The following is a 26,637-nucleotide window of genomic DNA, read 5'->3' as shown; positions in this document are numbered from 1 at the left end:
AAACGGGTAGATTGTTTTAATCCGCGCAGGCCCACGCCCGCGCAAGGCCAACGGCGGGGAGGACCCATGCAGGAGAAGACAAGGCGCGCGGCGGGAGCCCTCGGGAAGGCCGTCCTCTACGGCGGCGCGGCAGCGCTGGGCCTAGCCATCCTCACCTTCCTCTTCGCCTTTCTGACCGGCGGCTTTGACGCTCGCCTGGGCCTGGACTGGGCCCGCCGCGTCCTCTACGTCATTGGCGGCGTCTGCGTGGTGGTGAGCGGAGCCGGCCTCTTCTTTGCCGGCGACGCCCCGCGTGACCAGCGCATTGGCTTCAAGAAGGACGAGACCCTCTCTGCCTTTGAGCGCGCGCGGGGAATCAGCTGGCCCTGGGCGCTGCTCGCGGGCAGTGTGGCCTTCTTCCTGCTGGGCGTCATTCTCGACCTGCTGCTCGTCGCCGCAGCGTAGGGACGGCCCTACTCGTAGACGGGCGGCTCGGCAAGCTCATCAACGGCGCAGCCCAGGGTGCGCGCGAGGTTTCTGACCGTCGCAAACTCCGCCCGCATGATGTCATTCCGCCGCTGCTCGTACAGTTGAATCATGCGGAGACTCACGCCAGATGCCTCGGAGAGCTGCTTCTGCGTTAGCCCCCGACCGCGCCTGATTGCCTGGAGCCTCGTTAGGCGCCCCATCCGCGCCTTAGAAAGAAACGCATCAAAAGCCTCAACAAACTTCTCCTCCGGCGCCTCGTGAAGAAGGTACATGCCCAGCACTGCGCTCGGAACAAGGCCGGCACGCTCCAGATCGCAGAAGCGCTCCCCTCGAAGCCACTGGTAGTAGGCCATGGCCCATCCGCACCAATACTCCGGCGAGCGCCCCTCTCTCAAGCTCGGCCTAGGCAGCTCACCGGCGTGAAGCCCCGAGGAGGAGAGCACCATACCCGCCAACTCGAAGCCCGAGAGCCCTGCCAGATAGCGTGGGTCGCCCGACTCTATACGACGCGCCACGCCACTCGTCAGTAGCGCGCGAAAGAAGATATCGAGGTCGACCGCGCAGTCAAGGGCGACGTACTCGAACATGTTGCCCATGTTGCAGCGGAAGTCCTCAAGGTAGGACTCATCGTAGCCATGCGGCATCGTCGCCCCACTCCTCTCTCAGCATGTCCAGCGCAAAGTGACCCTGGCGAGAAGACCCCACCCTTCTCATTGACTGGAACTCCGCCCGCGCCCTGCGGTCCCTCGCGCTCTTTCTGGGATACCAGGTCTCACAATCCGCCGAGACGACGCCCATAAAGCTGAGCGCCTCAAAGGCCCGTTGGCTTCGAAGGACCGTCTGACGGCCTAGACCACCCAGGCGCATGGCGCGGCCAAGCGTCTCAACAGAGATAGCCCCGTTGAGAAACGCCGAGGCAAAGGAGAAGTACGAGTCATCCGCACGATAGCCAACAATGACGTCAAACGACTCATAGGGTGGAAGGTAACGATTCAGGACGTAGTCGCAGGCGTCGGCCGCAAGGTCACCATCGACCTTGAAGATGCGGTTCTGCAGCAGGATCGCAAGCCAATTGAGAATGTGGTATTCATCCGATGAGAGGTCGAATATGGTTAGCCCATCCTCGTCTAGCTGGTAGCGATTGGCGTATCCGTCAGAGTCTGCCGTGCAGGCCCACTCGCATGCCATATCGCAGCTCTTGGTGCAATAAAAGCCCGGACCAAAGTCGTTGTGCGGATTGCCCGCGCCCAAAACGGGACGCTCGATCACCCGCTGCGATCCGTGGTAGAGCTCAACCATTTCATTCTCCAATCTAAACTATCGTTGTGGCGATAGTTTAGCGAACTGGCTTCACAGCAGCGTCAGGAAGAGAGCGAGATTGCGAAGCCCCATCGCCACCGTCCGCCTCGCCCCTGCCTGCTAGACTGTTGCTTTCCAGACGCTCGGCACTACCAGGGGGCAACCATGCGCACAGGCTTTGACAACGACAAGTACATCGAGCTGCAGGCGGAGCATATCCGCGAGCGCGTCGGACAGTTTGGCGGCAAGCTCTATCTGGAGTTTGGCGGCAAGCTCTTTGACGACTACCACGCCTCCCGCGTCCTTCCCGGCTTTGAGCCCGACTCCAAGTTCCGCATGCTCAAGAGCATCGCAGACGACGTCGAGGTCATCATCGCCATCAACGCCAACCACATCGAGAAGAACAAGTCCCGCGGAGACCTCGGCATCACCTACGATGAGGACGTCCTGCGCCTGGTGGACCTCTTCCGCGGCAACGGCATGGCCGTGGCAGCCGTGGTCATCACCCAGTACGCCGGCCAGCCCGCGGCCGACGCCTTCCGCCACCGCCTGGCGGGCCTGGGCATCCAGTGTCGCCTGCACTACCCCATCGAGGGCTACCCCCACGACGTGGACCTCATCGTCTCCGACGAGGGCTACGGCAAGAACGAGTACGTGGAGACCACCCGTCCGCTCGTGGTGGTTACGGCCCCCGGCCCCGGCTCCGGCAAGCTTGCCACCTGCCTCTCGCAGATCTACCACGAGCACAAGCGCGGCGTGGAGGCCGGCTACGCCAAGTTCGAGACCTTCCCCGTCTGGAACCTGCCACTCACCCACCCCGTGAACGTCGCCTACGAGGCCGCCACGGCAGACCTCGACGACGCCAACATCATCGACCCCTTCCACCTGGACGCCTACGGCAAGACCACCGTCAACTACAACCGCGACGTGGAGGCCTTCCCCGTGGTGCGCGCCCTCATGGAGAAGATCTTGGGCCAGAGCCCCTACCAGAGCCCCACCGACATGGGCGTCAACATGGTGGGCTTCGCCATCACCGACGACGATGCCTGCCGCGAGGCCTCCAAGATGGAGATCGTGCGCCGCTACTTCCAGGCCTGCGTGGCCGTCAAGCGCACCGGCATGGGCTCCGAGCAGGTCCAGCGCCTGGAAATCATCATGAAGAAGGCCGGCGTGGACAAGAACTTCTCGCCGGCAAGGAGCGCCGCGCTCACGCGCGAGCAGGTCACCGGAGCGCCCGTGGGCGCCATGGTCATGCCCGACGGCTCCGTGGTCACCGGCAAGACGAGCGCTCGCCTGGGCGCCGCCAGCTCCCTGCTCATGAACGCCCTCAAGCACGTCACCGGCGTGGATATGGAGCTCGAGGTCATCAGCGACTCCGCCATCGAGCCCATCAGCCGCCTGAAGACGCACTTCCTGGGCAGCAAGAACCCGCGCTTGCACCCGGACGAGACCCTCATGGCGCTCTCCATCACCTCCGCCACCAGCGACGTGGCCGCCTGCGTGCTGGCAGGCCTGGAGCAGCTGCGCGGCTGCGACGCGTTCTTCTCGGTCATCATCTCCGCCGATGACGAGCAGGTCCTTCGCCGCCTGGGCATCAACGTCTGCTGCGAGCCCAAGTTCGAGCGCAGCACGCTCTTCCACGCATAGACCACCAACACAACCAACCACGCCAAAGGGGCAGTCCCGAATGAGAAAAAGGGACTGTCCCTTTTTCTCATAGGCAGTCGAGAAACGCGCGGGCGGCGGAGCTCAGGAGGCCGGGGCGGTAGACGGCCGCAAGCTCGCGGTGCACGGCGGGCTCGAGCGGGCGCTTCTCGATGGCGTAGGGGCAGCGCGTGAGGATGAGCCCCGGCAGGATGGAGAGGCCCAGGCCGCTCTCGACCATGCTCATGATGGCGTAGTCGTCCCACGTGGAGAAGCGCGCCTGCGGGGAAAGGCCCGCGCACTCGAAGAGGGGGCTTATCTCGTTGTCGCTGCCCCGCTCGAGCAGGATGAAGGGCTCCTCGCAGAGGTCTGCCAGGGCGATGCTCTTGCGCGCGGCAAGCCTGTGGCCCCGCGGCACCACGGCCATGAGCTCGTCCTCCAGCACCACCTCGCGCGCGAGGCCCTCCCGCGGCTCCTGCGGCGGGTACGGCAGAAATCCAAAGTCCACCAGGCCCTCGGCCACCCAGGACTCGATCTCCGAGTAGTCACCCATCCTGAGCTCGTACTCAATGCCGGGGTGCCTGGCCTGGAAGCGCCCGATGGCGTCCGGCAGCACGTGGGTGGCCACGCTCGAGAAGGTCCCGATGACGAGCGAGCCCGTCTCCATGCCCACGACCTCGCGCACGCGCTCGGCCAGGCGTCGCTCGTCCTCGCAGAGCGCCTCCACGAAGGGCATGATGAGCTTGGCGTCCGCCGTGAGCCGCACGCCGCGGCGCCCGCGCTCGAGCAGCGTGACGCCCCACTCGCGCTCCAGGTCCGCAATCATGCGGCTGACGCCGGACTGGCTGTAGTCGAGCTCGCGCGCCGCCCCCGAGATGCTTCCGCAGCGCACCGTCTCCACGAGCGCGCGCAGCTTCTGGATGCCCGTCTCCATCGCCTGGACCCTCCCGTTTTTGCCATGCGTGTTTCTCATGGCTAGTATGCCAAACATTCGCTTTTCTCGCAGAAAGCAGCATGCCATAGTTGAGCGGCAACGTATGGCACTACCTGTGAGAAAGCGGCATTCAGAGCATGTCAAAGGCAACCCAGAAGTACCTGGCCTCCCTCATCCTCTTTGGGTCAAACGGCATCGTTGCCTCCATGATCGACCTGCCGAGCCTCTTCATCGTGCTTGCCCGCGTGAGCCTGGGCGCCGCCCTGCTGGTGGCCCTGGTCGCGCTCTCCCGCTCCGCCCGCACCAACCTGCAGACGCCCAAGCACCCCAGGCAGGCCCTCTACCTGGCCGTCTCTGGCGCAGCTCTCGGCGTGGCGTGGCTCTTCCTCTTTGAGGCCTACCGCTACGTGGGCGTGGGCGTGGCGTCGCTGCTCTTCTACTGCGGCCCCGTCATTGTAATGGTGCTCTCCCCCGTGCTCTTCAAGACGCGCCTCACCGCGCAGAAGGTCCTGGGCTTTGCGGCCGTGACCGTTGGCGCCTTCCTCGTGGTGGGCCAGGGCCTGGGCGAGGGCGTGAGCCCCTGGGGCCTCTTCCTGGGCGCCATGAGCGCGGTCATGTACGCCGTCATGGTCATCTTCAGCAAGAAGGTCACCCAGATAGGCGGCGTGGAGTGCTCCGCCATCCAGCTTTGCGGAAGCCTTGCTGCCGTTGCCGTCTACCTGGGCTTCTCTGCAGCCACCGGCTCCATCGAGCTACCGAGTGCCGCGATGCTCGCCCACCTCAACGTGCCCGCCGCCCTCTGCATCGGCCTGGTCAACACGGGCCTTGGCTGCTACATGTACTTCTCGTCCATGGGAGAGCTGCCCGTGACGCGCGTGGCCGTCTGCGGGTACCTCGAGCCGCTCTCTGCCGTCGTGCTCTCCGCCCTGCTGCTGGGCGAGGCCATGACCCCGGCAAACGTGCTGGGCGCGGCCCTCATCCTCGGCGGCGCCATCTACTCAGAGCTTGGCGAAAAGCTCCGCCTGCGCGCCGCCAGCCACCGCATGGCCACCGCATAGGCAACGCCCGAGCTTCGCGCTTTGCGCTCTTCTCGCCTGACGGACTTCGCGCCATGCCCTATGCTTGGGAGCCGTTGGACAAGCCGTGCGCAACACCAGGGGAGAAGATCTTGGCCTACCAGCTCATTGCCTTTGACATGGACGGAACGCTGCTCGACTCCAAGAAGGACGTCCTGCCTTCCTCCGTCGCGGCCATAGACGAGGCGCTCGCATCCGGCAAGGACGTGGCCATAGCCTCCGGACGCTGCCCCCGAATGGTGCTCATGTACCGCGCCGCCATCCCCCACGTGCGCTACGCCATCTGCAGCGCGGGAGCGGCCATCGTGGACCTCTTTGAGGCCAAGACCCTGGAGACCACCGAGGTCCCCGCAACGGCCCTCCAGAAGGTCATGGCGGCCAGCCACGGGCGCGACATGCTCATCGAGACCACCTGCGACGGGGAGTTCGTCGTCTCTCGCCCCGAGATGGAGCGCTGCGAGCGCTACAGCCTGGGCGTCTACAAGTCCCTCTACCGCGAGCAGGGCACGGTGCTGGACACCGCGGCCGAGGCCGAGGCCTTCACGCTCGACCCGGCGCACCGCATCCAGAAGCTGAACCTTCACTACACCTGCGACGAGGACCGCGACGTGGCCGTCGCCTCCCTTGCCGGCGAGAACGTCAACGTCGTGTACTGCGAGAGGCACAGCATCGAGATCACCCACGCCAGCGTGACCAAGGGCACCGGCCTTCTGGCGCTCGCGGCGCAGCTGGGAATTCCCGCCGAAGAGACCATCGCCGTGGGCGACGCGGACAACGACCTGCCCATGCTGCGCGCGGCCGGCCTGGGCGTGGCCATGGGCAACGCCAACGAGAACGCCCGTGCCGCGTCCGACGTCACCGTCGCCGACAACGACCACGACGGCTGTGCCGAGGCCATCCACCGCTTCCTGCTGGGGTAGCCTGGGCCTACCCGCTCTCAAGGGTGCCGAGTTCGGTCACGCCATCTTCCGCGTACACCGTAAGCACGGGGCTCTTCTCGACCTCGTCTACGTACACATAGCCATGGGCACCGTTTGACGCCGTCGTGGCCTCAAGGTCGAGCTTGCCACCTAGATACAGATCAGCAAATTCCCGGCTCCCAAACCTCTGACCAGCATCATTGACGCCAAACAGAACGTGCCCCTCGGAATCAACCGCCCTAAACGGGGCCGAATTCGGATCCGCTCTATTGGCGCCAAGCCCGTTGTCCTGCCATTCGAACAGAGAAAACGTCCCAATCACCGTCTGGCCATCCAAGTCGTAGAGCGGAGAGCCCGGCTCCGCATCCGGGGATGCGTAGCCCAATTCGCCGCTCTCCCCCTCGGCCGCATACAAATCAGCAATGCCGCCCATATGCGCCAGCGTCCAATCGCGACGTCCGAATCGCTGGCCGTTTTCGTTCACTCCGAAGAGAATCGTTCCATCCTCGGCCTTGGCGGTAAAGGGTGTGGCATCAGTCCCCCGAGCTGCAGCCAAAGAACCGACGGGTCCGTTTGAAGCAGATGGCGCCATCGCCTGCAGCAGAGCAATCGCCCCTACAAGAACAATGGCTACTACGGCGAGAATCGCCCAGGGCCGATTCCCAGAGCTCCCCGTCGCAGGCTCCGTCTCCCGCCCGCCACGGCCCTTCAGGAGCTCGACCAGCTCTTCTCTGGAGTGGATGCCCAGAAGCTTGTAGCCATACGCTCTAGCAGAGTTGACTGTCCCCGCAGCGATCCCAAGCTCTGAGGCTATCTCGGCAGTTGTCCTGCCCGCGGCAATGAGCGAGCACACGCTGGCTTGGGTCTCGTTGAGGCCCCTTACCCTCAGCTTCTCGTTCACATCCGCATTGACCTCGGCCACTGGCCAGACCCGGTGCAGCGAGACCAGCTCTCGACCGGAGCCTACCCCCAGCTTCTCATACGCACGCTTCCTATAGCTTCCGACAGACGAGGGACTGACCCCCATAATGTCCGCAGCCTCCTGAGCGGTCATTCCCTGGAGCAGGGAGCGAGCGGCGTCCTTCTCGCGATCGGTCAGCGATGCCTCGTCAAATGCGCGCTCGACCGCCTCGGATTCTCGCTGAAACGAATGGTTGCCCACTTGATACCTCCCCTCAGGGTCGGCTCGTTTCCTGAAGTGTATCCAGCCGCCGTCCTCCGGTATGTAGCAAGAGCTTATGAACCATGCCGCAGGTCAAAAATAGCTGCCCTTCGGCCATCCCCAAGCCACCAAGCCAAGACGGCCCCGGGACGCATCTCGTCGCGTCCCGGGGCCGTCTTGCTTCTCTGCTCCCGCCCTAGAGCGTCGTGCGGTCGTGGTTGACCTCGCGGTAGAAGAGCTCGCGAATCTTGTGGGGGTCGCGCGTCTGGCCGAGGACCCACATGGTCTTGGCAACCAGCGCCTCGGTGGTCATGTCGTCTCCCTTGAGGATGCCGGGGTTGTCCGCATAGGCGCGGCCGACCTCGTAGACGCCCAGGTCAAGGCCCTCCTCGGGCACCTGCGTGGTCACCACGAGCGTGCGGCCGGAGCCCACCCAGTCAAGGATGGCGTCCTCGTAGGAGCCGTCCCCATAGGAGGGGATGCCGCCGATGCCAAAGGTCTCGAGGATGACGGCGTCGTAGTCGCGCTTGAGCAGGCCGAAGATGCTGGGCTGCAGCTCCGGCGTGAGCTTCAGCACAATGACGCGCTCGTCGACGCCGTCGTAGACGCGCGGGGCCGCCCCGGTGCGCTCGGGCGCCGCGATGCCCGCCGCCTCGCCCGCGCGCACGATGCGGTTGTTGCGGATGTATGCCAGCGAGGGGTAGTTCATGCTGCTGAACGCGTTGAAGCTCATGGTGCGCTGCTTGTGGGCGCGCGTGCCGGCGATGACCTTGCCCGAGAAGACCACGTTGACGTCGCGGCTGGCGCCGTCGGCGGCGTACAGCACGGACTGGTAAAGGTTGAGCTTGGCGTCCGTGAAGGGGCTCGCCATGGGCTGCTGGGAGCCCGTGAGCACGATGGGCTTCTCGCTGTCCTGGATGAGGTAGGAGAGGGCCGCCGCGGTGTAGGCCATGGTGTCGGTGCCGTGCAGCACCACAAAGCCGTCGTAGCAGTCGTAGGCCTCCACGATGACGTCGCGGATCTTGAGCCAGTCGCGCGGGCGCATGTTGGTGCTGTCGATGTTCATGGGCTGAACAAAGTCCAGTTCGGCGATGGTGTCGAGCAGGGGGACCTTGTCCGCGAGCTCGCGGCCGGACGCCGTGGGGGTGAGTCCGCCGCCGTCCCCGTCCGAGGTGGAAGCAATGGTTCCGCCAGTGGCGATGATGAGGACGCGCTTCACGTGGGCTCCCGTCTCTTGCGGTTTTCTCGCCCCCACATTCTACGCCGCCAGGCGCTACGGCTCGATGGTCGCAAGCCACCTGGTCGCGGGGCCGCAGGCGTAGGCGCGGATGGCCAGGAACTCGATTACCAGCAGCACGAGTGCCCCCAGGATGGGGAGGGCCCCCGCATCAAGCCCCAGCACAAGGGGCACGATGGCACAGGCGAGCGGCAGGGCCATGACCAGCAGCGAGAGCACGAGGCTCAGCAGCAGAAGGACAAACGCCTCGCCGGAGCTGGAGAGCTCGGACTCGCTCGCCCAGCCCAGGTTGGGCCTGCGCGCGCCGATGATAAGGGCGAGCAGGTCACAGGTCGCCGTGGCCAGAACGAAGAAGGCCAGCATAGCAAGGATCGTGACCGGCGGCAGGCCCAGGACCAGAAACGCCACCAAAAGCAGCACCACCACGGGACCGCGCCCCACCAGCGTCAGGGCGGCGAACTTTGCCATGAGGTAGGAGCCAAAGTCGCACGGCATGGTCCTGAAGAGGAAGAAGTCGCGCCCATCCATGCTCACGGAGCGCATGAACGTGTACGAGAGCAGGCAGCAGAAGAAGGCGAGAAGCGCCGTCACAAACAGCAGCGCAAAGCCAGAGGTGCCGTCGAGCGTCATCGTGGCCGCAAGGGCGCAGATCTCGTCGAAGGAGGCGCCCTCCGAGGAGCCCACGGCGCCGGTCATGCCCGAGAACGCCATGATGGCCGGGAGCAGCCACATGGTGAGCACGAACTGGTTGAAGAAGGCAGGCACCCTCACCAGCTGGGCCACGCCGACGGAGAAGAAGGCCTTGAACTGGCTCCTGGAGCCCACCGCCTGGGCGAGTTCCGCCGCCTCGTACCTGCCGTGGCTTGAGGTTACCGACCCGCCCGCCATGCCGCGGACGGCGTCAAAGTACCAGCGGCCAGACAGCACGCTCAGCAGCGCCACGTAGCAGGCGGTGAGGGCCGCCATGCCCAGCACCCCCAGCAGGGACGCGGAGCCAGCGCCAAAGGTCAGGCCGCCCAGGGCAAGGGGCGGGCACAGAAGGCAGAACGCCACGCGGGCAACTGGTGCAGAGGCAATGCCCCCGACCATACTTGCCATCGCGGCAGCGTCGACGCTGCCCGCACCGTCATAGGCGCCCAGCGTTGCCGCAAGGACGATAGCCAGCGCAAATACGGTGCTCACCAGGCCAAAGACGCGGGCAAAGCGGTCCTTGTCGGCCACCAGCTTGGAGAAGCGCACGATGGGCAGGGCCACCAGCACCAGGGCCACGTTGACGGCAACGCAGCAGAGGAGAAACGCCAGCACCACGACGACCCAGGCCAGAGGCCCTTCTCCCCTGCCGGCGAGGACGCCCAGCGAGAGCGGCAGCACCGCCAGGTCGACGGCCATCATGCCGGCCATGTAGTTTGCGAGCTTGGCCCAGACAATGGTGGTCCCGCCCACGGGAAGCGCCAGATAGAAGGCAATGTCACCACTGAAGAAGAGCGAGCTCACGGCCGTGTAGAACCCCATGGTGAGAGAGATCGCCACCAGGGTCACCACGCTCAGCTCGAAGGCCGTCAGCACGGAGGCGCCCATCTGGCCCAGCTTGAGGCCGCCGACAAGCAGCATGGCCGCGATCATGCCAAACGAGAACACCAGGCTCACGATGCGGGAGGTGCCACTCGTGCCGCCAGACTTGCCCATGCCGTTGTCGGCGCGCTCCTCTCCCTTGCGGATGGCGCCGAAGAGGGCGCGGAACTGGACCCAGTCAAACCCGGCCACGCTACATCTCCTCCGCGGGCGCGCTGGCGGCCTCGGCAACCGAGCCGGCGCTGGCCAGGGGCGAGTTGTCACCCGTGAGCTCCAGGAACATCTCCTCCAGGGAGCCGTTGTTGCGGAAGTGCTCGCGCATCTGGTCGACGGTGCCAACAAACAGCAGCTCGCCGTGGGCGATGATGCCCACGCGGTCCACGACCTTCTCGGCCACGTCAAGCACGTGCGTGGAGAAGAGCACGGTCTTGCCTGCGTTGGCGTGCTCGCGCATGGACTGCTTGAGGAGCCAGGCCGCCTTGGGGTCAAGGCCGGTCATGGGCTCGTCGAGCACCCAGACGTCGGGGTTGGGCAGAAGCGCGCCCATGACCATCATCTTCTGGCGCATGCCGTGGGAGTAGGAGCTGATCTTGTCGTCCAGCTTGTCCGCCATGCCGTAGTCCTCGGCGAGCTTTGAGATCCTGGGGGCGCGCACGTCCTCGGGAACGCCGTAGACGTCCGCAATGAAGCGCAGGTACTCGCGGCCGCGCAGGCGTAGCAGGTGGTCCGGCGAGTCCCCGACAAAGGAGAGGCTCCGCTTGGCCTCTATGGGGTTGGCCGCGACGTCTATGCCGTTGACCGTGACTGTGCCCTTGGTGGGCGCGAGCACGCCGGCGAGCATGTTGAGCGTGGTGGACTTGCCCGCTCCGTTGGGCCCCAGAAGGCCGAAGATCTCTCCATCACGGATCTCAAGCGAAAGGTCCTTCACCGAGAAGCTCTTTCCGCCGTCATAGGACTTTGACACGTGATTGATTTGAATCACGATGGCTCCTAACCGCGTTTAGCTGTATGAACCGTTTAAATCTACATCACTGGTGACAGACAGGCGTTGTGCCGCGCCACCAAAGCGCGGCCGGGGGTGCCCCCTCGCAAGCGAGAAAGGGCACCCCCGGCCAAAAAAGACGGGTCTATTGGCCGGTCCCCTACCCCTCGGCGGGCCCCATGGCCTTCTCCACGTAGTCGCGAATGACGTCGCAGGAGTGGCGCATGGCGCGGCGCTCGTCGTAGGAGAGGTCGATCTCGAGCACGGTCTCCACGCCCGCGTCGGAGAGCACGCAGGGCACGCCGACGGAGATGCCGGACTCGCCGTACTCGCCGTCCAGGTGGACGGAGAGCGGCACCACCACGTGGTCGTTGTGCAGCACTGACTGGACGATGCCCGCCACCACGGAGGCAATGCCGAACTCGGTGCAGCCCTTGCCGCTCACGATGGCGCTGCCGCTCTCGCGCACCTTGGTCATGACGTCGTTGAAGTCTATGTCATGCACGCTGGAGTGCTGCAGTGACAGGTACTCGCGCAGCGGGATGCCCTGGACCGAGATGTGCGAGGTGGGGATGAACGAGGAGTCTCCGTGCTCGCCCATGCAGATGGCCTGGATCTGCTTGCTGTTGACGTTGATGATGCCGGAGAGCGTGCGGCGCAGGCGGGCGGAGTCAAGCGAGGTGCCGGTGCCAAAGACGTGGCCACGAGGCAGGCCGAGGTTGCGGTAGAGGTACTCCACCACGATGTCGGCCGGGTTGGAGACGCTGATCAGGATGCCGTGGAAGCCGGACTCCCTGAGCGGCCCGATGACGCCGTCGAGCACCTTGATGGTGCCGTCCAGCATCTGCAGGCGGGTCTCGCCGGGGCGGCGGCTGCGGCCCGCGGTGAGGATCACAAAGTGCGCGTCGGCGCAGTCGGAGTAGTCTCCCACGCGGATCTTGAAGGAGTCTCCCAAGCCGGACGCCAGGTCCTCCAGGTCAAGCGCCTGCGCGCGGGCGGCCTCCTCGTTGATGTCCAGGAAGACGATCTCGTTTACCAGGTGCTGGAACATGAGGCACAGGGCGCTGTGCGAGCCCACGCGCCCCGCGCCGATGATGACTGCCTTGCGGGTCTTGATCTTCTTCTCGGTCATGCTCTCGGTCATGCCAAACCTCCGGTCATCCATAGCCGGCGGACCACCCGCCGGCGCCGCGTCCCAGGCGAGAAAAACGGGCGCGCCCGCTGTGGGCACGCCCGTCCAATGGTAGGAACTTCTCGCCAGGCGCAGGGCCTTGCGGACGGATGTTTTCGCTAGTCGCGCGTAAGCTTTCGGTGAAGGCGGTGGGGCTTGGAGGCCTCGGCGCCCAGACGGCGCTCGCGGTCGGCCTGGTAGGACTCGAAGTTGCCCTCAAACCAGTGCCAGCGGCCGGGGTTCTGGTCGTCGCCCTCCCAGGCCAGGATGTGGGTGGCAACGCGGTCAAGGAACCAGCGGTCGTGGGAGATGACCACGGAGCAGCCGGGGAAGTTCTCCAGGGCCTCCTCCAGGGACTCCAGGGTCTCCACGTCCAGGTCGTTGGTGGGCTCGTCGAGCAGCAGCAGGTTTCCGCCCTGCTTGAGCGTGAGGGCCAGGTTCAGGCGGTTGCGCTCGCCGCCGGAGAGCACGCCGGCGCGCTTCTGCTGGTCCTTGCCCTTGAAGCCGAAGGCGGCCACGTAGGCGCGGCTGGGGATCTCCTGGTCGCCCACCTGGATGAAGTCGTTGCCGTCAGAGACGACCTCCCAGAGGGTCTTGTCGGGGTCGATGCCGGCGCGCATCTGGTCCACGTAGGAGATCTTGACGGACTCGCCCACCTCGAGGTTGCCAGAGGTGGCCTCCTCCAGGCCCACGATGGTCTTGAACAGCGTGGACTTGCCCACGCCGTTGGGGCCGATGACGCCCACGATGCCGTTGCGCGGCAGGTCGAAGGAGAGGTCGTCGATGAGCACGCGGTCGCCGAAGCTCTTGCAGAGGTGCTCGGCCACCAGGACCTTGGCGCCCAGGCGCGGGCCCACGGGAATCTGGATGTCGGTGAAGTCCACCTTCTTGGAGGCGCGGGCCTCGGCCTCCATCTTCTCGTAGGCGGCCAGGCGGGCCTTGCTCTTGGCCTGGCGGGCCTTGGGGCTGGAGCGCACCCACTCGAGCTCGGACTTCATCTTCTTGGCGCGGCGGGCGTCCTGCTGGCCCTGGGCCTCAAGGCGGGCGGCCTTCTTCTCGAGGTAGGTGGAGTAGTTGCCCTCGTAGGGGTAGAGCTGCCCGCGGTCCACCTCGCAGATCCACTCGGCCACGTCATCCAGGAAGTAGCGGTCGTGCGTGACGGCCATGACGGCACCCGGGTAGCGGTGCAGGAACTGCTCCAGCCACAGCACGGACTCGGCGTCCAGGTGGTTGGTGGGCTCGTCAAGCAGCAGCAGGTCGGGAGCCTCGAGCAGCAGCTTGCAGAGGGCCACGCGACGGCGCTCGCCGCCAGAGAGGTGGGTCACCGGCTCGTCGGGGTCCGGGCACTGCAGGGCGTCCATGGCCTGGGAGAGCTGGGAGTCCAGATCCCAGCCGTTGGCGGCGTCGATCTCGTCCTGGAGCTGGCCCATCTCGGCCATGAGGGCGTCAAAGTCCGCGTCGGGCTCGCCCATCTCCTCGCCAATCTTGTTGAAGCGCTCCACCTTGGCGATGATGTCGCCAAAGGCCAGCTCGATGTTCTCCTTGACGGTCTTGGTCTCGTCCAGGGGCGGCTCCTGCTGCAGGATGCCCACGGTGTAGCCGGGGGTGAGGTGGGCCTCGCCGTTGGAGATGTCCTCAAGACCGGCGATGACCTTGAGCAGCGTGGACTTGCCGGCGCCGTTGGGGCCCACGACGCCAATCTTGGCGCCCGGGTATACGCCCACCGTGACGTCGTCCAGGATCACCTTGTCGTGGACAGCCTTGCGGGCCTTGTAAAACTGGTAGACGAACTCAGCCATGGTCTTCTCGCCTTCTTCTGGGCTCTCTTTGTGGTTAGCCCCACAAGTCTACCCGAGCCGCAGGTCACACGCCCGGCGAGAAGAGCGGGCGGGCCGAAGGCACACAACCTCCGGCCCGCCCGAAGTTGACAAAGGGACTGTCCCTTTGTCAACTCTACTTGCCCAGGAAGTCCAGGACCTGGCGCTCGACGCCGGCGGCGTCGAGGCCGTACTTGGCCAGAAGGTCCACGGCGGGACCGGACTCGCCAAAGACGTCGTTCACGCCCACCTTGCGCACGGGCACCGGGCACTTCTCGGCGAGGGCGTCGCACACGGCGCTGCCCAGGCCGCCGATGACGGAGTGCTCCTCGCAGGTGACCACGCGGCCGGTCTTCTTGGCGCTGGCAACCAGAAGCTCCTCGTCCAGGGGCTTCACGGTGTGCATGTCGATGACCTCGGCGGAGACGCCCTTGGCCGCGAGGGCCTCGGCGGCCTCCAGGGCGGCCTGCACCATGAGGCCGCACGCCACGATGGTGACGTCGGCGCCCTCGCGCATGAGGATGCCCTTGCCAATCTGGAACTCAAAGCCCTCGGGGTCGTTGACCTCGGGGACGGCCAGGCGGCCAAAGCGCATGTAGACGGGGCCGTCGGTGGCATAGGCGGCGCGCACGGCAGCCTTGGCCTCGGTGTCGTCGCACGGGACGATGACGGTCATGCCCGGGATGGTGCGCATGAGGGCGATGTCCTCGTTGCACTGGTGGGTGGCGCCGTCCTCGCCAACGGAGATGCCCGCGTGGGTGGCGCCGATCTTCACCGGCAGGTGCGGGTAGCCGATGGAGTTGCGCACGACCTCGTAGGCACGACCGGCCGCGAACATGGCAAAGGTGCTGGCAAAGGCCTTGTGGCCCGTGGTGGCAATGCCGGCGGCCACGCCCATGAGGTTGCCCTCGGCGATGCCAACGTCAAAGAAGCGCTCGGGGTGGGCGGCCTTGAATTTGCCCGTCTGGGTGGCGGCGGCAAGGTCCGCGTCCAGGACCACAAAGTCGTCGTGCTCGGCTGCCAGCTCGATGAGCGCCTCGCCGTAGCTGGCGCGCGTGGCGACCTTCTTCACGTCTGCCATCCTAGGCCTCCTTCGCGTCGTTGGCGGCAAGCTCGGCCATGCCCCGCTCGTACTGCTCGTCGTTGGGGGCCTTGCCGTGCCAACCCACCTGGTTCTCCATGAAGGAGACTCCCTTGCCCTTCACCGTCTCGGCAATGATGGCCGTGGGCGCGCCCTTGGTGGCGCGGGCCTCGGCAAAGGCCGCGCGCAGCTGGGCCATGTCGTTGCCGTCGGCGACCTCGACCACATGGAACTTGAAGGCGCGGAACTTGTCGGCCAGGGGCATGGGGTCGTTGACCTCGTCGACGGGGCCGTCGATCTGCAGGCCGTTGTGGTCGACGACGACGCAGAGGTTGTCCAGCTTCTGGTTGCCGGCGAACATGGCCGCCTCCCAGACCTGGCCCTCCTCGCTCTCGCCGTCACCCAGCAGGGCGTAGGTGCGGTAGTCCTGGCCCCACTGGCGGGCGGCCAGCGCCATGCCCACCGCGGCGGAGATGCCCTGGCCCAGAGAGCCGGTGGACATGTCCACGCCGGGGGTGTCGTTCATGTTGGGGTGACCCTGCAGGATGCTGCCGATGTGGCGCAGCGTGGCCAGCTCCTCCTTGGCAAAGAAGCCCTTCTCGGCCAGGACCGCATAGAGGCCGGGGGCGCAGTGGCCCTTGGAGAGCACGAAGCGGTCGCGGTCCGCCCAGCGGGGGTCCGCAGGGTTGACGTTCATCTCCTCGAAGTACAGGTACGTCATGATGTCCGCCGCGCCGAGGGAGCCGCCGGGGTGGCCCGACTTTGCCGCGTGGACGCCTGTCAGGACGCCCTTGCGGACCTCGTTGGCAATCTGGCGAAGCTCGTCGTCAGTCATCTTGCCCCTTTCCTTGCCTTTCTTCCCACACACGTTCCGGCGAGAAGAGCTTCTCGCCCAATCTGTCATTATGCCTGACCGGGCGGGCGCGGACTCCGCGAGTAACGTTTTTTACCCGGCCCTTCTCCAGGCCATCAAACTCAATCGTTTTACCCAGGCGGCGCAGCGAGCGAGGGGCGCAGGTCTGGGGTTTTCCTGCACGTTGGGAATTGCCCACGCGCGCGTGGCACAATGCGGGGTTAGGTACAAACCGCACGTCCAACGGAGGACATCGAATGCCCGAGGCAATCCGCAAGGTCAACGTCATTGGCCACCTCAACCCCGACACCGACAGCATCTGCTCGGCGATCGCCTACGCCTATCTGAAGAACAAGCTCGGCAACACCGACATCTACGAGGCCCGTCGCGCGGGCTCCGTCAACCGCGAGACCGCCTTCGCGCTCAAGCACTTTGGCTTTGCCGAGCCTGAGCTCATCACCACCGTCACGCCCCAGATCAAGGACTGCGAGGTCCAGAAGCAGGACGGCATCGAGGCTGGCATGAGCCTGTTTGCCGCCTGGAGCCGCATGCGCGAGACCGGCACCGACACCCTCTGCATCACCGACGAGCAGGACAACCTGGGCGGCCTTATCGCCGTCAAGGACATCGCCAACGCCAACCTCGACATCTTTGACACCGAGGTCATCGCCGAGTCCGCCACGAGCTACGCCAACATCGTCTCCACCCTCAACGGCGAGATGCTGCTGGGCGACCCGAAGGCCACCGTCACCGAGGGCAGCGTCCGCGTGGGCACCACTCCCGAGATGATGGAGGACACCGTCAAGAAGGGCGACCTCGTCCTGGTGACCAACCGCTACGAGACCCAGCAGTTTGCCGTCGAGTGCGACGCCTCCTGCATCGTGGTCTGCTGCGGCGCGCACGTCTCGCCGCAGGTCATGGCCTCCGCCAAGCGTCACGGCTGCGCCATCATCGCCACGCCGTACGACACCTACGCGGCCTCCCGCCTCATCTGCATGTCCATCCCGGTCAGCGCCAAGATGCATCGCGACGGCATCGTTAAGCTCTCCGTCAACACCTCCGTCGACGACGCCAAGAAGACCATCGCCTCCAGCCGCCACCGCTTCTTCCCCGTCATCGACGAGGACGGCAAGTACAAGGGCCTCGTGAGCACCCCGAGCCTCCTGACCGCCAAGAAGAAGCACGTCATCCTCGTCGACCACAACGAGCGCAGCCAGGCGGTCGAGGGCCTGGAGCAGGCCGAGATCATGGAGATCATCGACCACCACCGCATCGGCTCCATCGAGACCGCTGCCCCCGCGCTCTTCCGCAACATGCCCGTGGGCTGCACCTCCACCATCCTCTGGCAGATCTACCAGGAGAACGACGTGGAGATCCCGGCCAACATCGCCGGCCTGATGCTCTCCGCCATCATGTCCGACACCCTGGCCTTCCGCTCCCCCACCTGCACCCCGCTTGACATCAAGGCCGGCGAGGACCTGGCCCGCATCTGCGGCGAGGACATCCCCTCCTACTCCGACGCCATGTTCGAGGCCGGCGCCGACCTCACGGGCCGCACCGCCGAGGAGGTCTTCCACCAGGACTTCAAGGTCTTCTCCCGCGGCAACGCCAAGTTCGGCGTGGGTCAGGGCAGCTTCATGACCGAGAACAGCCGCAAGGCCGCCGAGAAGCTCGTCGGGCCGTACCTGGCCGAGGCCGCCGCGGCCGAGGAGCTCCCCATGGTGTTCTACATGTTCACCGACGTTAAGTCCTCCACCACCGAGTTCCTCTACTACGGCGAGGGCGCCGAGGACGTCATCCGCCGCGCCTTTGGCGTGGAGGTCAAGGACGGCATGGCCGTGCTGCCCGGCGTCGTGAGCCGCAAGAAGCAGATCGTGCCGCCGCTCATGGCCACCTTCCAGAAGATCCAGGAGGAGCAGGACTAGTGTCCGAGTGCCCGCAAAGGCCAGCCTCTGACTCGCGCGTCTCCGCCTCGGGGGCGCGCGAGTCCCATTTCCTGGCCATACTCTCCCGCATGAAGTACATCGAGCGCTGGGCCCTCATGAGGAGCTCCCGCCCCGAGAACCTCTCGGAGCACGCGCTTGACGTGGCGCTCATCGCCCACGTGCTAGCAAGCCTGGGCAACGCCCGCCACGGCCGGCACCTGGACGCGGACCGCGCCGCCGTCCTGGGCCTCTTCCACGACGCAAGCGAGATCATCACCGGAGACATGCCCACGCCCGTGAAGTACCACGACGCCGCCATCAACGAGGCGTACAAGGCCGTGGAGGCCGGAGCCGAGGCGCGTCTTCTAGCAACGCTGCCGGAGGACCTGCGAGGCGTCTACGGGACGTACTTCTTTGCTGGTGACGGGCATGGGGGCAGCGAGGCCGTCGCGGACGGGGACGAGGCGTACCTGCGGCGCCTGGTCAAGGCCGCGGACAAGATCTCTGCCCTCATCAAGTGCGTGGACGAGAGGCGCAGCGGAAACGCGGAGTTTGCCAGCGCCGAGGACACCTGCCGGGCGGCCGTGGAGGCCGCGGCGGCCGAGCTTCCCGAGGTGGCGGACTTCGTGGAGGAGTTCCTGCCCTCCTTTGGCTCCACCCTCGACCAGCTTCTTGGATAGAACCGCCCAGCCAACCACACGCCAGAAACGGAGAACCATGCACGGCATGCACGCACGCCTTCCCAAGCACTTTGTCCTTGAGGAGCGCCTGGAACGCTACCGGGACGCCATTGAGCCCGACCCCTACCGCTGGAGGGGCCAGTGGGCGGCCGCCTGCGCGCCCGCCGGTGCCGCGCCCTTCCGCGAGGTGCGCCTGGACCTTGGCTGCGGCAAGGGCTCCTTCACCGTCGAGGCGGCCCGCAGGGAGCCTGACGTGCTGTTTGTTGGCATGGACTCCGAGCCGGTCTGCATTGCCTACGCGGCGCAGCGCGCCGTGGAGAGCGGCCTTCCCAACGTGGTGTTTGTCCCCGGGACGGGCATGCGCATCCGCGAGATGTTTGCCGAGGGCGAGCTCGGGTGCATCTACCTCAACTTTCCCACGCCCTTCCCCCGCAAGCGCGAGAGCCACCTGCGCCTGGTCAACCTGGAGCGTCTGATGGACTACCGCCACGTGCTGGCGCCTGGCGCCGAGGTCTGCCTGCGCACCGACAGCCTGCCGCTGCGCGAGTTTGTCCTCACCCAGTGGGAGCTTGCCGGCTATCGCCAGACCTGGCGCTCCGACGATGCCCGCGCGGAGCGCCCCGAGCTTCCCACCAGCGAGTACGAGCTGCGGCTTGGCGCGCAGGGAGCCAAGGTCTTCGCCCTCTTTGGCACGCCCGGGGAGCCCGCGCCAAAGGACCCACGGCAGACTGCCGAGATGAGCCTGGCCTGCTACATTCCGCAGGACCTCTCTGCCTTTGACGGCTATGCGCCCCACGGCATGCAGGCCACGGTCCAGAACCTGCGCAACCGCGCCGCCCGCACCGGCGGGGACTGGAGCCACGGCATAACCCGCTAGCAGTGACCTCTGAATGACCGGACCACGCCGCTCGGGAGCGCGCAGCCGGTAAACGGCGCGCAGGTAGTAAGGTAGAAGGTCAAAACGTCGCGCGGCGGTGCCCATGGCGGTGCCGCCGCGTTTTCTTAGAGAGGCTCACCATGGCAAAGATAACCGCAGGCAACGCCTTGTATCTGTACCGGCTGCTCGGCCGAGAGCTGGGCGTGGGCAAGCAGACCTCGATGGCTCGCGTCGCGGAGGTCCTGGAGGCCGACGGCATCTGGCCCGAGGACCTGGGCTGCGCCGACGTCCGCGCGCTCTGCGAGGCCCTGACCGACTTCGTCAAGGTCACCGCCTTCAAGAAGGGCCAGGTGTTTGTCACCGTCATGCGCAACGAGGAGCTCGACCGCATGCTCGAGCGCGCCGGCGAGCCCACCGCCGCAGAGAAGGCCGCCTCCAAGGGCAAGCCCTGGAAGCACCGCAAGGGCGCCAAGGCCGTGAAGCCCCAAAAGCCCCGCCACGTGGAGAAGCCCGCGGCGCCCGAGCCCGTGGTTGAGCCCGAGCCGGTGGCCGAGCCTGAGCCCGTGGCGGTTGCGGAGGAAGAGCCCCTGGCAGAGGCCGTAGTCGAGAAGACCGCCGGGGCAGAGGTCGCCATCGAGGTCGAGGTGGCGCCGGAGCCCGAGGCAGAGCCGGGCCCTGAGCCCGTTCCCCAGGCAGAGCCGGAGCCAGAGCCCGCGCCCGTCGCGCCCGAGCCCTCCATCAAGCTCACCATCACGTTTGACCCGGACCCCGAGCCGGAGCCTGCGCCCGCCACGGAGCCCGAGCCCGTCTCGACCGCAGCCCCCATCCCCGCACCGGCCTCCGCGCCGGCACGCCCCGAGCGCGCGCACGCGGACCTGCCCCAGGACTTCTATGCCGACGTCCGCTGCCCTGACGAGCAGCTCAGCACCCTCTACCAGCTGCTTCCCGCAGACGTTGACCCCATGGCCACGCTCGAGGAGGACTTCCGCCTGGCCCGCTCCACCCACGCCCTGGAGGGCACGCGCAGCAACGTGACCTTCCCCCTGCGCTACCAGCGCGCCGACGGCTCCCCCGTCACGGTGACGCTACGCCGCACGGCCCGCCCGCAGGCGGGCAAGCACTGGACGCTCGCCGAGGTCACGGGCGACGCCCCGGAGACCGTGGGCCTGGAGGGCCTTTCTCGCCGCGTGGAGGGGGCCTGGCGCGCCTTTGCCTCGGACGAGGACGCCGCCGCAGCCACCAGTCCGGAGGACGAGCTCGCCCGCTACGCCGTCCTTGGCAGCTGGAACAGGCTCCTGGCCGACCTGGCGGGCGCCGCCGAGGCCGAGAACTGGGGTACTGACCTGCACGTCCTCAAGGACTTCCTCACCATGGCATTCCATCGCGAGCGCCTGCAGGGCCGCCTTGCCGTGACGGACGACGGATCCAGCGCCGCCTTTGACACCGGCCTGCTCTCGCCCGAAGGCGAGCCCATCTGCGCCGTCCTGGAGCCGCGCGACGGAGACATTGCCTGGGAGCTCGCGTGCTTCTCCACCAACGCCTGCGCTCGTGCGGCCAGCTACGGCGAGGCCCCGTCCGTCCAGACGGTGATTGACGCCCTCCTTGCCGCCAACAGCATGGACCTGCGCCGCCTGGCCCAGCGCCTGGCGAGAAACCCCCGCACGATGACCCTGGCCTATGACGCGGTGGCGGACGAGGTCCGCGTCCTTCTCCCCGGCAAGAGCGACGCGCTCGTGGTTGACCTTTCCGGCAATGCCGCGCAGGTCACAGGACATGTCTCGCTTGAGGACGCCTATTCTTGCGCACGCGTCGTCAGCTCCGACCAGCCCGGCTGGCTCGCCGCGGGCCTTGGCTAGGCCAGGGGCACGACCCTCGTTCCATGAACCTCGCTTACGCCGAGCTCGCCAGCCACGAGCTCGGCGTTTTTGTAGGTCACGCCCCCACCCGGAAGCACGGTAAAGCGGCCGTCCGCCCAGGACACAATCTCCTTGAGGTGCGGCAGAGTCTTCTCGATGGGCACGCCCGCCGAACCGCCGTGCGTGAGCACCCGCTCCACGCCAAGGGCCGCCAGCTCCTCGATGGCCACCCGCTGGGCAACGGCATCCAGCTCGTCAAAGGCCATGTGCATGGTCACCTCAAGTCCCGCGGCATGGGCCTGTTCCACGAGTCTGCCCATCAGCGGGCGGTCAAGCCCGCCGTCCCGCAGGCAGCCAAAGACCGCCCCGTCGACGCCTGCCTCGGCGGCGCAGCTCAGGTCGCGAGCCATGATCTCTGCCTCCACCGGCGAATACTCAAAGCCGCCGCCTCGCGGGCGAATCATGCACATCACCCGTGCCCCACGCGCATGGCACAGGTCAACCGCCGCCTCTATCACGCCCAGGCTCGGCGTCGTCCCGCCCACGGCAAGGTTGTCGCACAGCTCGATCCTGCCCGCGCCCGCATCAAGCGCCGACGGAACCCTCTCCAGGTTCTCCGCACAGAACTCCCGGAGAACCACGCCCTTCTCGCCAGCCACAGCGCCTCCAATCACTTAGCCGACCTACAAACTCCGTTGTCCACGGACATTTGCCCACCTAAAACGTCCGTCAGCAACGGAGTTTGCTCGCTTGACTCCGCAACACCCCACACCCTATGCCACTCGGTCGTAGACCATAACCGGGCGCTCCTCGGTTCCCATGCGCCTCACGCGTGCCCACACCGCTCCAGGCTCCCTCATGGGAACCCCGGCAGTCGTAAGCAGACGCCTCAGGTAGCCGTCTCTCGTTGCCTCCGCAAACGTAAAGCGCACGACAGGCACCTTGGAGAAGGTCAGGCGAGACTCCCTTCTTCTCTCCGCAGAGAGCACCTCGGTCGCGCCACCCTTTCCGACCTTGTCCGCATCCTCAAGCTTACATGCCCCGTCCAGCTCGCCAATGGCAACGAGCTCTCCGGCCTCGTTGTACCAAGCAAAGTCCACGCGCCGCCCCAATCCCTCCACAGGGTCGAAGAACCACTGCTGCAGAACCGGCACCTCCAGCCCCTGCCTGATTATTGCCGCCCGGGCCATGGACTCCCCGCCGTTCTCGCTCCGGCCATCGGCGAACCTTGCAACCGCAAGTGCACGGCCAATGCCTCGCCAACCGCAATACGCGTCCTTGATTGTCCTGACCAGCCACCAAGCCGTGCGTCCGGTCTTTCTCAAGAGCGAGTCAGCCACCACGAGGGCCTCGTCCGCGGGAAGCGACCTCATGCAGTCAAAGGCAGTCCGCAGCAACGAGGTCACGCGAACACCGCCCACGCTCACGCACTCAGCAAGCTCCTCATTCGGGACGCAGTGCCGCACAATCTGACCCGAGCTTTCCGTGTGGGCTGTTTGGCTGGTTGCAAGATGTATCTTTCCAAGCGAACGGCCGGAAACCTGCAGCCCATGGGCAAGCGCTGCGGAAACGTGCGCAAATACCCAGTCTGGATGCTGCGTCGCCAGACCCCTCACCACCATGAGCGCGCGGATGTCGGGATGTCGCTTCAGCAATTCCCACTTTGCCCTTCTCGCATAGAGACCCGGCCGAGGGCATATGACCTCGGCCGGCTTACGACGGTCCAGAGCCTTCCGGTCGGCATCGTTTGCCGGCACAAGGCAAGACGTCCTTGTCTCTGCCTCATCGAGCAGAGCCGCCAACCTCAAATCAACCTTTTGCCCCATGTGCCATCGCCTCCCCGCGTCCGGTGAGGAGGATGGTTCCCCGTTTGTCGCCTATTCAGCCCCGTGAAAGTCAAACCGCCGCTCGCCAATCGCCCAGCGGCAAACTCCGTTGCCCACGGACGTTTGCCCACCCAAAACGTCCGTGGGTAACGGAGTTTATCCGACCGCTCGCTCCAGCCACCCGTTAAACGCAACGCGGGGCGGCGAGAAGCGCGAACTTCTCGCCGTCCCGCGTCTGGGAGGCTATGTCTGGCTCAGGCCCTCAGCGTCTCGCCGCTACTCGACGGGAGCCTCGTCCTTGGCCTCTGCCGGGGCATCGGCGCCGGCGGCCTTCTGCTCGTTGAGGGCGCGACGGGCCTTGTAGGCGCGGTAGCCAAAGAAGCCGGCCAGCGCGACGAGGGCAGCGCTGCCACCCCAGACGCCCATCTGCCACGGGGCAATGCCGTAGTTGACCTTGGAGCCCGGGGCCATGCCCTGCATGGCGTTGGAGTTGGCGATGGTGTAGAGCGCGTGGTGCATGGACTCGCGCAGCTGGCTCACCACGGTGGCAGTGTTGGTGCCCTCGAAGGCGGGCGTCATCGCAGAGTAGGTGAGCTGCAGGTCGGTACCGCCGGCCAGGGCAGCGTTCTTGTCCATGTAGCCATAGAGGTTGAAGTCGGTGATGACGCAGCCACGGAAGCCCCACTCGTCGCGCAGGACGTTGGTGCACAGGCTCTTGCGACCGCCGGACCACTCGGTGCCCACGAAGTTGAAGGAGCTCATGGCCGCGGTGCAGGCGTTCATCTTCTTGGTGGAGATGGTGCCCTGCTCATCGGAGATGTACTTGATCTCGCAGGTGGCCTCCTTCACCGGGATCTCGAACTGGCGCAGGTAGATCTCGCGGCAGGCCTGCTCGGTCGCCCAGGTCATGACGTGCTGGACGCGGTAGGACTCCTGGTCGTTGAGGGCAAAGTGCTTGATCATGGCGTAGCAGCCGTTGGTGGCGGCGCCGGAGACCACGGCAGAGCCAATCTTGCCGCCCAGCAGCGGGTCCTCGGAGTAGTACTCAAAGTTGCGGCCGGCAAACGGGCTGCGGTGCGTGTTGAACGCCGGGGCGTACCAGCCGTTGTAGCCAGAGGCCAGGGCCTCCTGGCCCACCATCTCGCCCATGCGCTCCATGAGCTCGACGTTCCAGGTCTGGGCCATGATGAACTCGGAGCAGTAGGCGCAGTTGCCGGTGGGGCCGGTGAGGGAGGTAAAGCCGGCGGGGCCGTCGGGCTCGGAGGTCTCGGGCTTGGAGATGGACTCGACGGCGCCGGTGTTGTAGGCGCAGTCGTTGAGCATGCCGGTCATCTCGTCAACGGAGAGCTGGTCAAGCAGGGTGTCCCAGGCCTCGTCGTCGTAGTCCTTGCCGCGCAGGTCAATGAGGGAGAGGCCGTTGGAGGCGCCGGTGGTGGGCATGGCGGCCGCGGAGTCCTCGTGGTCCTTCCAGTTGTACTCGGCGATGGTGATGCCGCAGTCGGCGGAGTCCTTGTCCTCGGCGGGCTTGGGGAAGGTGCCCTTGAAGTCGGAGCGGGAGAGAAGCTCGCCCTTGCAGTTCTTCTCCATGTACTCGGTCAGGTCGGCAAACTGGTTCTGGAGCTTGGTGCCGGTGACCTCGTCGGTGTCAAAGGTCTTCTCGGTGACGCTCACGGTCTGCTGGTCGACCACGGTGTGGGAGTCGGTGCGCAGGGAGATGACGTAGTCGCCGCCGTCCAGGACGTAGGCGCCCTTCTCGGAGCTCCAGGAGGCCATCTGGCGCACGGGGAACTCGACCTTCACGGTCTCGGAGGCGCCGGCGGCAAGCGCGGACGTCTTGGCAAAGCCGGCGAGAACCACGGCGGGCTTCTCGATGCCGCCCTTGGTGTACGGGGCGCTGTAGTAGACCTCGACGACGTCCTTGCCCTCGACGGAGCCGGAGTTGGTGACGGTGGCGGTCACGGTCACCTTGTCGCCGGAGGCGTCGACGGAGTCGAGCGTCTGCGTGAAGGTGGTGTAGGAGAGGCCGTAGCCAAACGGGAACACGACGGCGCTGTCGTAGTCAAAGCCAGCGTAGTTGCCAGCCTCGGCCTCGGCCGCCGCGGTCTCGTAGTAGCGGTAGCCCATGTAGACGCCTTCCTTGTACTCTACGAAGTACGCGGTGCCCTCGGAGGCGACGTTGTTGTAGTTCTTCTCGTAGAAGCCAGAGACGTCGGTGTAGTGCTTGCCGCCAAAGTTGCCGAAGGTCGGGTCGGCGGTGAAGTCGGCGGGCCAGATGTCGGTGGTGCGGCCGGAGGGGTTGTACTCGCCGGTCAGCAGCTTGCCCACGGCGGTGGAGCCGGTGGCGCCCAGGGAGCCCACGCACAGGATGGCGTCGGCCTCGTACTCGCCGCTCATGAGCGGGCCAAGCTCCATGGGGGTGGAGGCGTTGACGATGACGATGGTCTTGTCGCAGGAGGCCTTGGCCGCCGCAATGACGCTCTTCTCCTCGACGGTGAGCTCCAGCTCGTGCTGGCCCTCCTCGTAGTTGGAGGTCTCGTCGTTGGGCGTAAAGTTCTTGGAGACGCCGGAGTTCAGATCGCCCAGCAGGTTGCGCGAGAGGTCGCCGCCCTCGCCGCCGCCACGGCCGATGACCACCAGGGCGGTGGTGCCGGCGATGGAGGCCTGCGCCTCGCCGCTGTACGCGGAGAAGGGAATCTCGCCGATGTAGTAGGTGGCCGTGGACGGGTCGTCCATGGTGATGTCGGCCTTGGGGTAGTTGGAGTAGTTGTCGTTGATCCAGCCGAAGGCGGTCTCGTTGATGTTGAGGCCGGCGGCGGCAATGCCGTCGTGCATGTTCACGCAGGCGTTGGCGTCAACGGTGCCGGAGCCGGCGCCGCCATAGATGGGGTCGGCGGCATAGCGGCCCAGCAGGGAGACCTCGGTGCCGGCGGCCAGCGGCAGAGCGCCGTTGTTCTTCAGCAGGACGGCGCCCTCGCCCAAGATCTCGTCGACAATCTCGTTGGCGGCAGCGGTGGCCTGGGTGCGGCCACGGTACTGGGCGTCATAGTAGTCGGTGTCCCAGCTCTCGGAACCCTCGACGTGCTCGACGGTGGACGGACGGCCGCCCAGGTAGTGGTCAAGCAGCGAGCGGAACATGTTGGTGCCCACGTTTGCGGCTGCTGTAATGCCGAGCAGGCCCGCGGAGACGGCCGCGTTGCCAACGAACGCACGCCTGGTAATGGGCTTCTTTGCCTTTGCCATTTCTGGGTTTCCTTCCT

22 protein-coding genes are annotated in these 26,637 nt (G+C 66.1%); 8 read left to right on the top strand and 14 right to left on the bottom strand.

What is annotated here, in order from left to right; genetic code table 11:
• Positions 1 to 66: 66 nt before the first annotated feature.
• Positions 67 to 444, top strand: a complete 378-nt coding sequence (locus tag DXV50_RS00660; protein WP_117204317.1) for a hypothetical protein — start codon at positions 67 to 69, stop codon at positions 442 to 444.
• Between the two features lie 8 nt (positions 445 to 452).
• On the opposite strand, the gene DXV50_RS00655 is transcribed toward DXV50_RS00660, so the two are convergent.
• Positions 453 to 1,112: a helix-turn-helix domain-containing protein gene (locus DXV50_RS00655; RefSeq protein ID WP_117204316.1), complete on the bottom strand. Its 660-nt coding sequence runs from the start codon at positions 1,110 to 1,112 to the stop codon at positions 453 to 455.
• Positions 1,093 to 1,767: a DUF3990 domain-containing protein gene (locus DXV50_RS00650; protein WP_117204315.1), complete on the bottom strand. Its 675-nt coding sequence runs from the start codon at positions 1,765 to 1,767 to the stop codon at positions 1,093 to 1,095. Before DXV50_RS00650 ends, DXV50_RS00655 begins: the two co-directional genes overlap by 20 nt.
• 165 nt (positions 1,768 to 1,932) lie before the next feature.
• Between DXV50_RS00650 and DXV50_RS00645 the strand changes: the two genes are divergently transcribed.
• Positions 1,933 to 3,414 carry a DUF1846 domain-containing protein gene (locus tag DXV50_RS00645; protein WP_117204314.1) on the top strand — a complete coding sequence of 494 codons (1,482 nt, stop codon included), beginning with the start codon at positions 1,933 to 1,935 and terminating at the stop codon, positions 3,412 to 3,414.
• A 67-nt stretch (positions 3,415 to 3,481) separates the two neighbouring features.
• On the opposite strand, the gene DXV50_RS00640 is transcribed toward DXV50_RS00645, so the two are convergent.
• Positions 3,482 to 4,402: a LysR family transcriptional regulator gene (locus DXV50_RS00640; protein WP_232817406.1), complete on the bottom strand. Its 921-nt coding sequence runs from the start codon at positions 4,400 to 4,402 to the stop codon at positions 3,482 to 3,484.
• Positions 4,403 to 4,482: 80 nt separating this feature from the next.
• On the opposite strand from DXV50_RS00640, the gene DXV50_RS00635 reads away from it, so the two are divergent.
• A complete protein-coding gene (locus DXV50_RS00635) occupies positions 4,483 to 5,403 on the top strand; it encodes a DMT family transporter (RefSeq protein WP_117204312.1) in 921 nt (306 codons plus the stop codon).
• A gap of 110 nt (positions 5,404 to 5,513) precedes the next feature.
• Positions 5,514 to 6,341: a Cof-type HAD-IIB family hydrolase gene (locus DXV50_RS00630; RefSeq protein ID WP_157966936.1), complete on the top strand. Its 828-nt coding sequence runs from the start codon at positions 5,514 to 5,516 to the stop codon at positions 6,339 to 6,341.
• A gap of 7 nt (positions 6,342 to 6,348) precedes the next feature.
• Here DXV50_RS00630 and DXV50_RS00625 read toward each other — a convergent pair whose 3' ends face one another.
• From DXV50_RS00625 to DXV50_RS00590, 8 genes are all read right to left on the bottom strand, one after another.
• Complete coding sequence (locus DXV50_RS00625) at positions 6,349 to 7,503, bottom strand: helix-turn-helix transcriptional regulator (RefSeq protein ID WP_117204310.1); 1,155 nt, start codon at positions 7,501 to 7,503, stop codon at positions 6,349 to 6,351.
• A gap of 196 nt (positions 7,504 to 7,699) precedes the next feature.
• Positions 7,700 to 8,722 carry an asparaginase gene (locus DXV50_RS00620; RefSeq protein ID WP_117204309.1) on the bottom strand — a complete coding sequence of 341 codons (1,023 nt, stop codon included), beginning with the start codon at positions 8,720 to 8,722 and terminating at the stop codon, positions 7,700 to 7,702.
• A 54-nt stretch (positions 8,723 to 8,776) separates the two neighbouring features.
• Complete coding sequence (locus DXV50_RS00615) at positions 8,777 to 10,504, bottom strand: hypothetical protein (RefSeq protein WP_117204308.1); 1,728 nt, start codon at positions 10,502 to 10,504, stop codon at positions 8,777 to 8,779.
• Position 10,505: 1 nt separating this feature from the next.
• Positions 10,506 to 11,294, bottom strand: a complete 789-nt coding sequence (locus tag DXV50_RS00610) for an ABC transporter ATP-binding protein (RefSeq protein ID WP_117204307.1) — start codon at positions 11,292 to 11,294, stop codon at positions 10,506 to 10,508.
• 160 nt (positions 11,295 to 11,454) lie between these two features.
• Complete coding sequence (locus DXV50_RS00605) at positions 11,455 to 12,438, bottom strand: L-lactate dehydrogenase (protein WP_157966935.1); 984 nt, start codon at positions 12,436 to 12,438, stop codon at positions 11,455 to 11,457.
• Between the two features lie 146 nt (positions 12,439 to 12,584).
• Entirely contained in the window at positions 12,585 to 14,264 is a 1,680-nt protein-coding gene (ettA, locus tag DXV50_RS00600) for an energy-dependent translational throttle protein EttA (protein WP_117204305.1), read from the bottom strand.
• A 154-nt stretch (positions 14,265 to 14,418) separates the two neighbouring features.
• Complete coding sequence (locus DXV50_RS00595; RefSeq protein WP_117204304.1) at positions 14,419 to 15,363, bottom strand: transketolase family protein; 945 nt, start codon at positions 15,361 to 15,363, stop codon at positions 14,419 to 14,421.
• A gap of 1 nt (position 15,364) precedes the next feature.
• Positions 15,365 to 16,198, bottom strand: a complete 834-nt coding sequence (locus tag DXV50_RS00590; protein WP_117204303.1) for a transketolase — start codon at positions 16,196 to 16,198, stop codon at positions 15,365 to 15,367.
• A 275-nt stretch (positions 16,199 to 16,473) separates the two neighbouring features.
• Between DXV50_RS00590 and DXV50_RS00585 the strand changes: the two genes are divergently transcribed.
• The 4 genes from DXV50_RS00585 to DXV50_RS00570 all read left to right on the top strand — a co-directional run bounded on the left by DXV50_RS00585 (position 16,474) and on the right by DXV50_RS00570 (position 21,554).
• A complete protein-coding gene (locus DXV50_RS00585) occupies positions 16,474 to 18,141 on the top strand; it encodes a putative manganese-dependent inorganic diphosphatase (protein WP_117204302.1) in 1,668 nt (555 codons plus the stop codon).
• Entirely contained in the window at positions 18,141 to 18,821 is a 681-nt protein-coding gene (yfbR, locus tag DXV50_RS00580; protein WP_269801584.1) for a 5'-deoxynucleotidase, read from the top strand. Before DXV50_RS00585 ends, yfbR begins: the two co-directional genes overlap by 1 nt.
• A gap of 37 nt (positions 18,822 to 18,858) precedes the next feature.
• Entirely contained in the window at positions 18,859 to 19,698 is an 840-nt protein-coding gene (gene trmB / locus DXV50_RS00575) for a tRNA (guanine(46)-N(7))-methyltransferase TrmB (protein WP_117204301.1), read from the top strand.
• A gap of 140 nt (positions 19,699 to 19,838) precedes the next feature.
• Positions 19,839 to 21,554 carry a DUF3825 domain-containing protein gene (locus DXV50_RS00570; RefSeq protein WP_117204300.1) on the top strand — a complete coding sequence of 572 codons (1,716 nt, stop codon included), beginning with the start codon at positions 19,839 to 19,841 and terminating at the stop codon, positions 21,552 to 21,554.
• Here the strand turns inward: DXV50_RS00570 and DXV50_RS00565 are convergent.
• The 3 genes from DXV50_RS00565 to DXV50_RS00555 form a co-directional block, all read right to left on the bottom strand.
• Complete coding sequence (locus DXV50_RS00565) at positions 21,551 to 22,213, bottom strand: copper homeostasis protein CutC (RefSeq protein ID WP_232817405.1); 663 nt, start codon at positions 22,211 to 22,213, stop codon at positions 21,551 to 21,553. The two genes, DXV50_RS00570 and DXV50_RS00565, sit on opposite strands and share 4 nt — an antisense overlap.
• Positions 22,214 to 22,327: 114 nt before the next feature.
• Positions 22,328 to 23,380: a hypothetical protein gene (locus DXV50_RS00560; RefSeq protein WP_117204299.1), complete on the bottom strand. Its 1,053-nt coding sequence runs from the start codon at positions 23,378 to 23,380 to the stop codon at positions 22,328 to 22,330.
• 276 nt (positions 23,381 to 23,656) lie between these two features.
• Positions 23,657 to 26,620, bottom strand: coding sequence for a beta-glucosidase (locus DXV50_RS00555; protein ID WP_117204298.1), 2,964 nt, complete (start codon positions 26,618 to 26,620; stop codon positions 23,657 to 23,659).
• Between the last annotated feature and the right edge of the window lie 17 nt (positions 26,621 to 26,637).

Source organism: Paratractidigestivibacter faecalis (assembly GCF_003416765.1).
Taxonomy (GTDB): Bacteria; Actinomycetota; Coriobacteriia; order Coriobacteriales; family Atopobiaceae; genus Paratractidigestivibacter; species Paratractidigestivibacter faecalis.
Note: the sequence above shows the minus strand (reverse complement) of the source record. Positions and strands in the feature narration are given on the sequence as shown.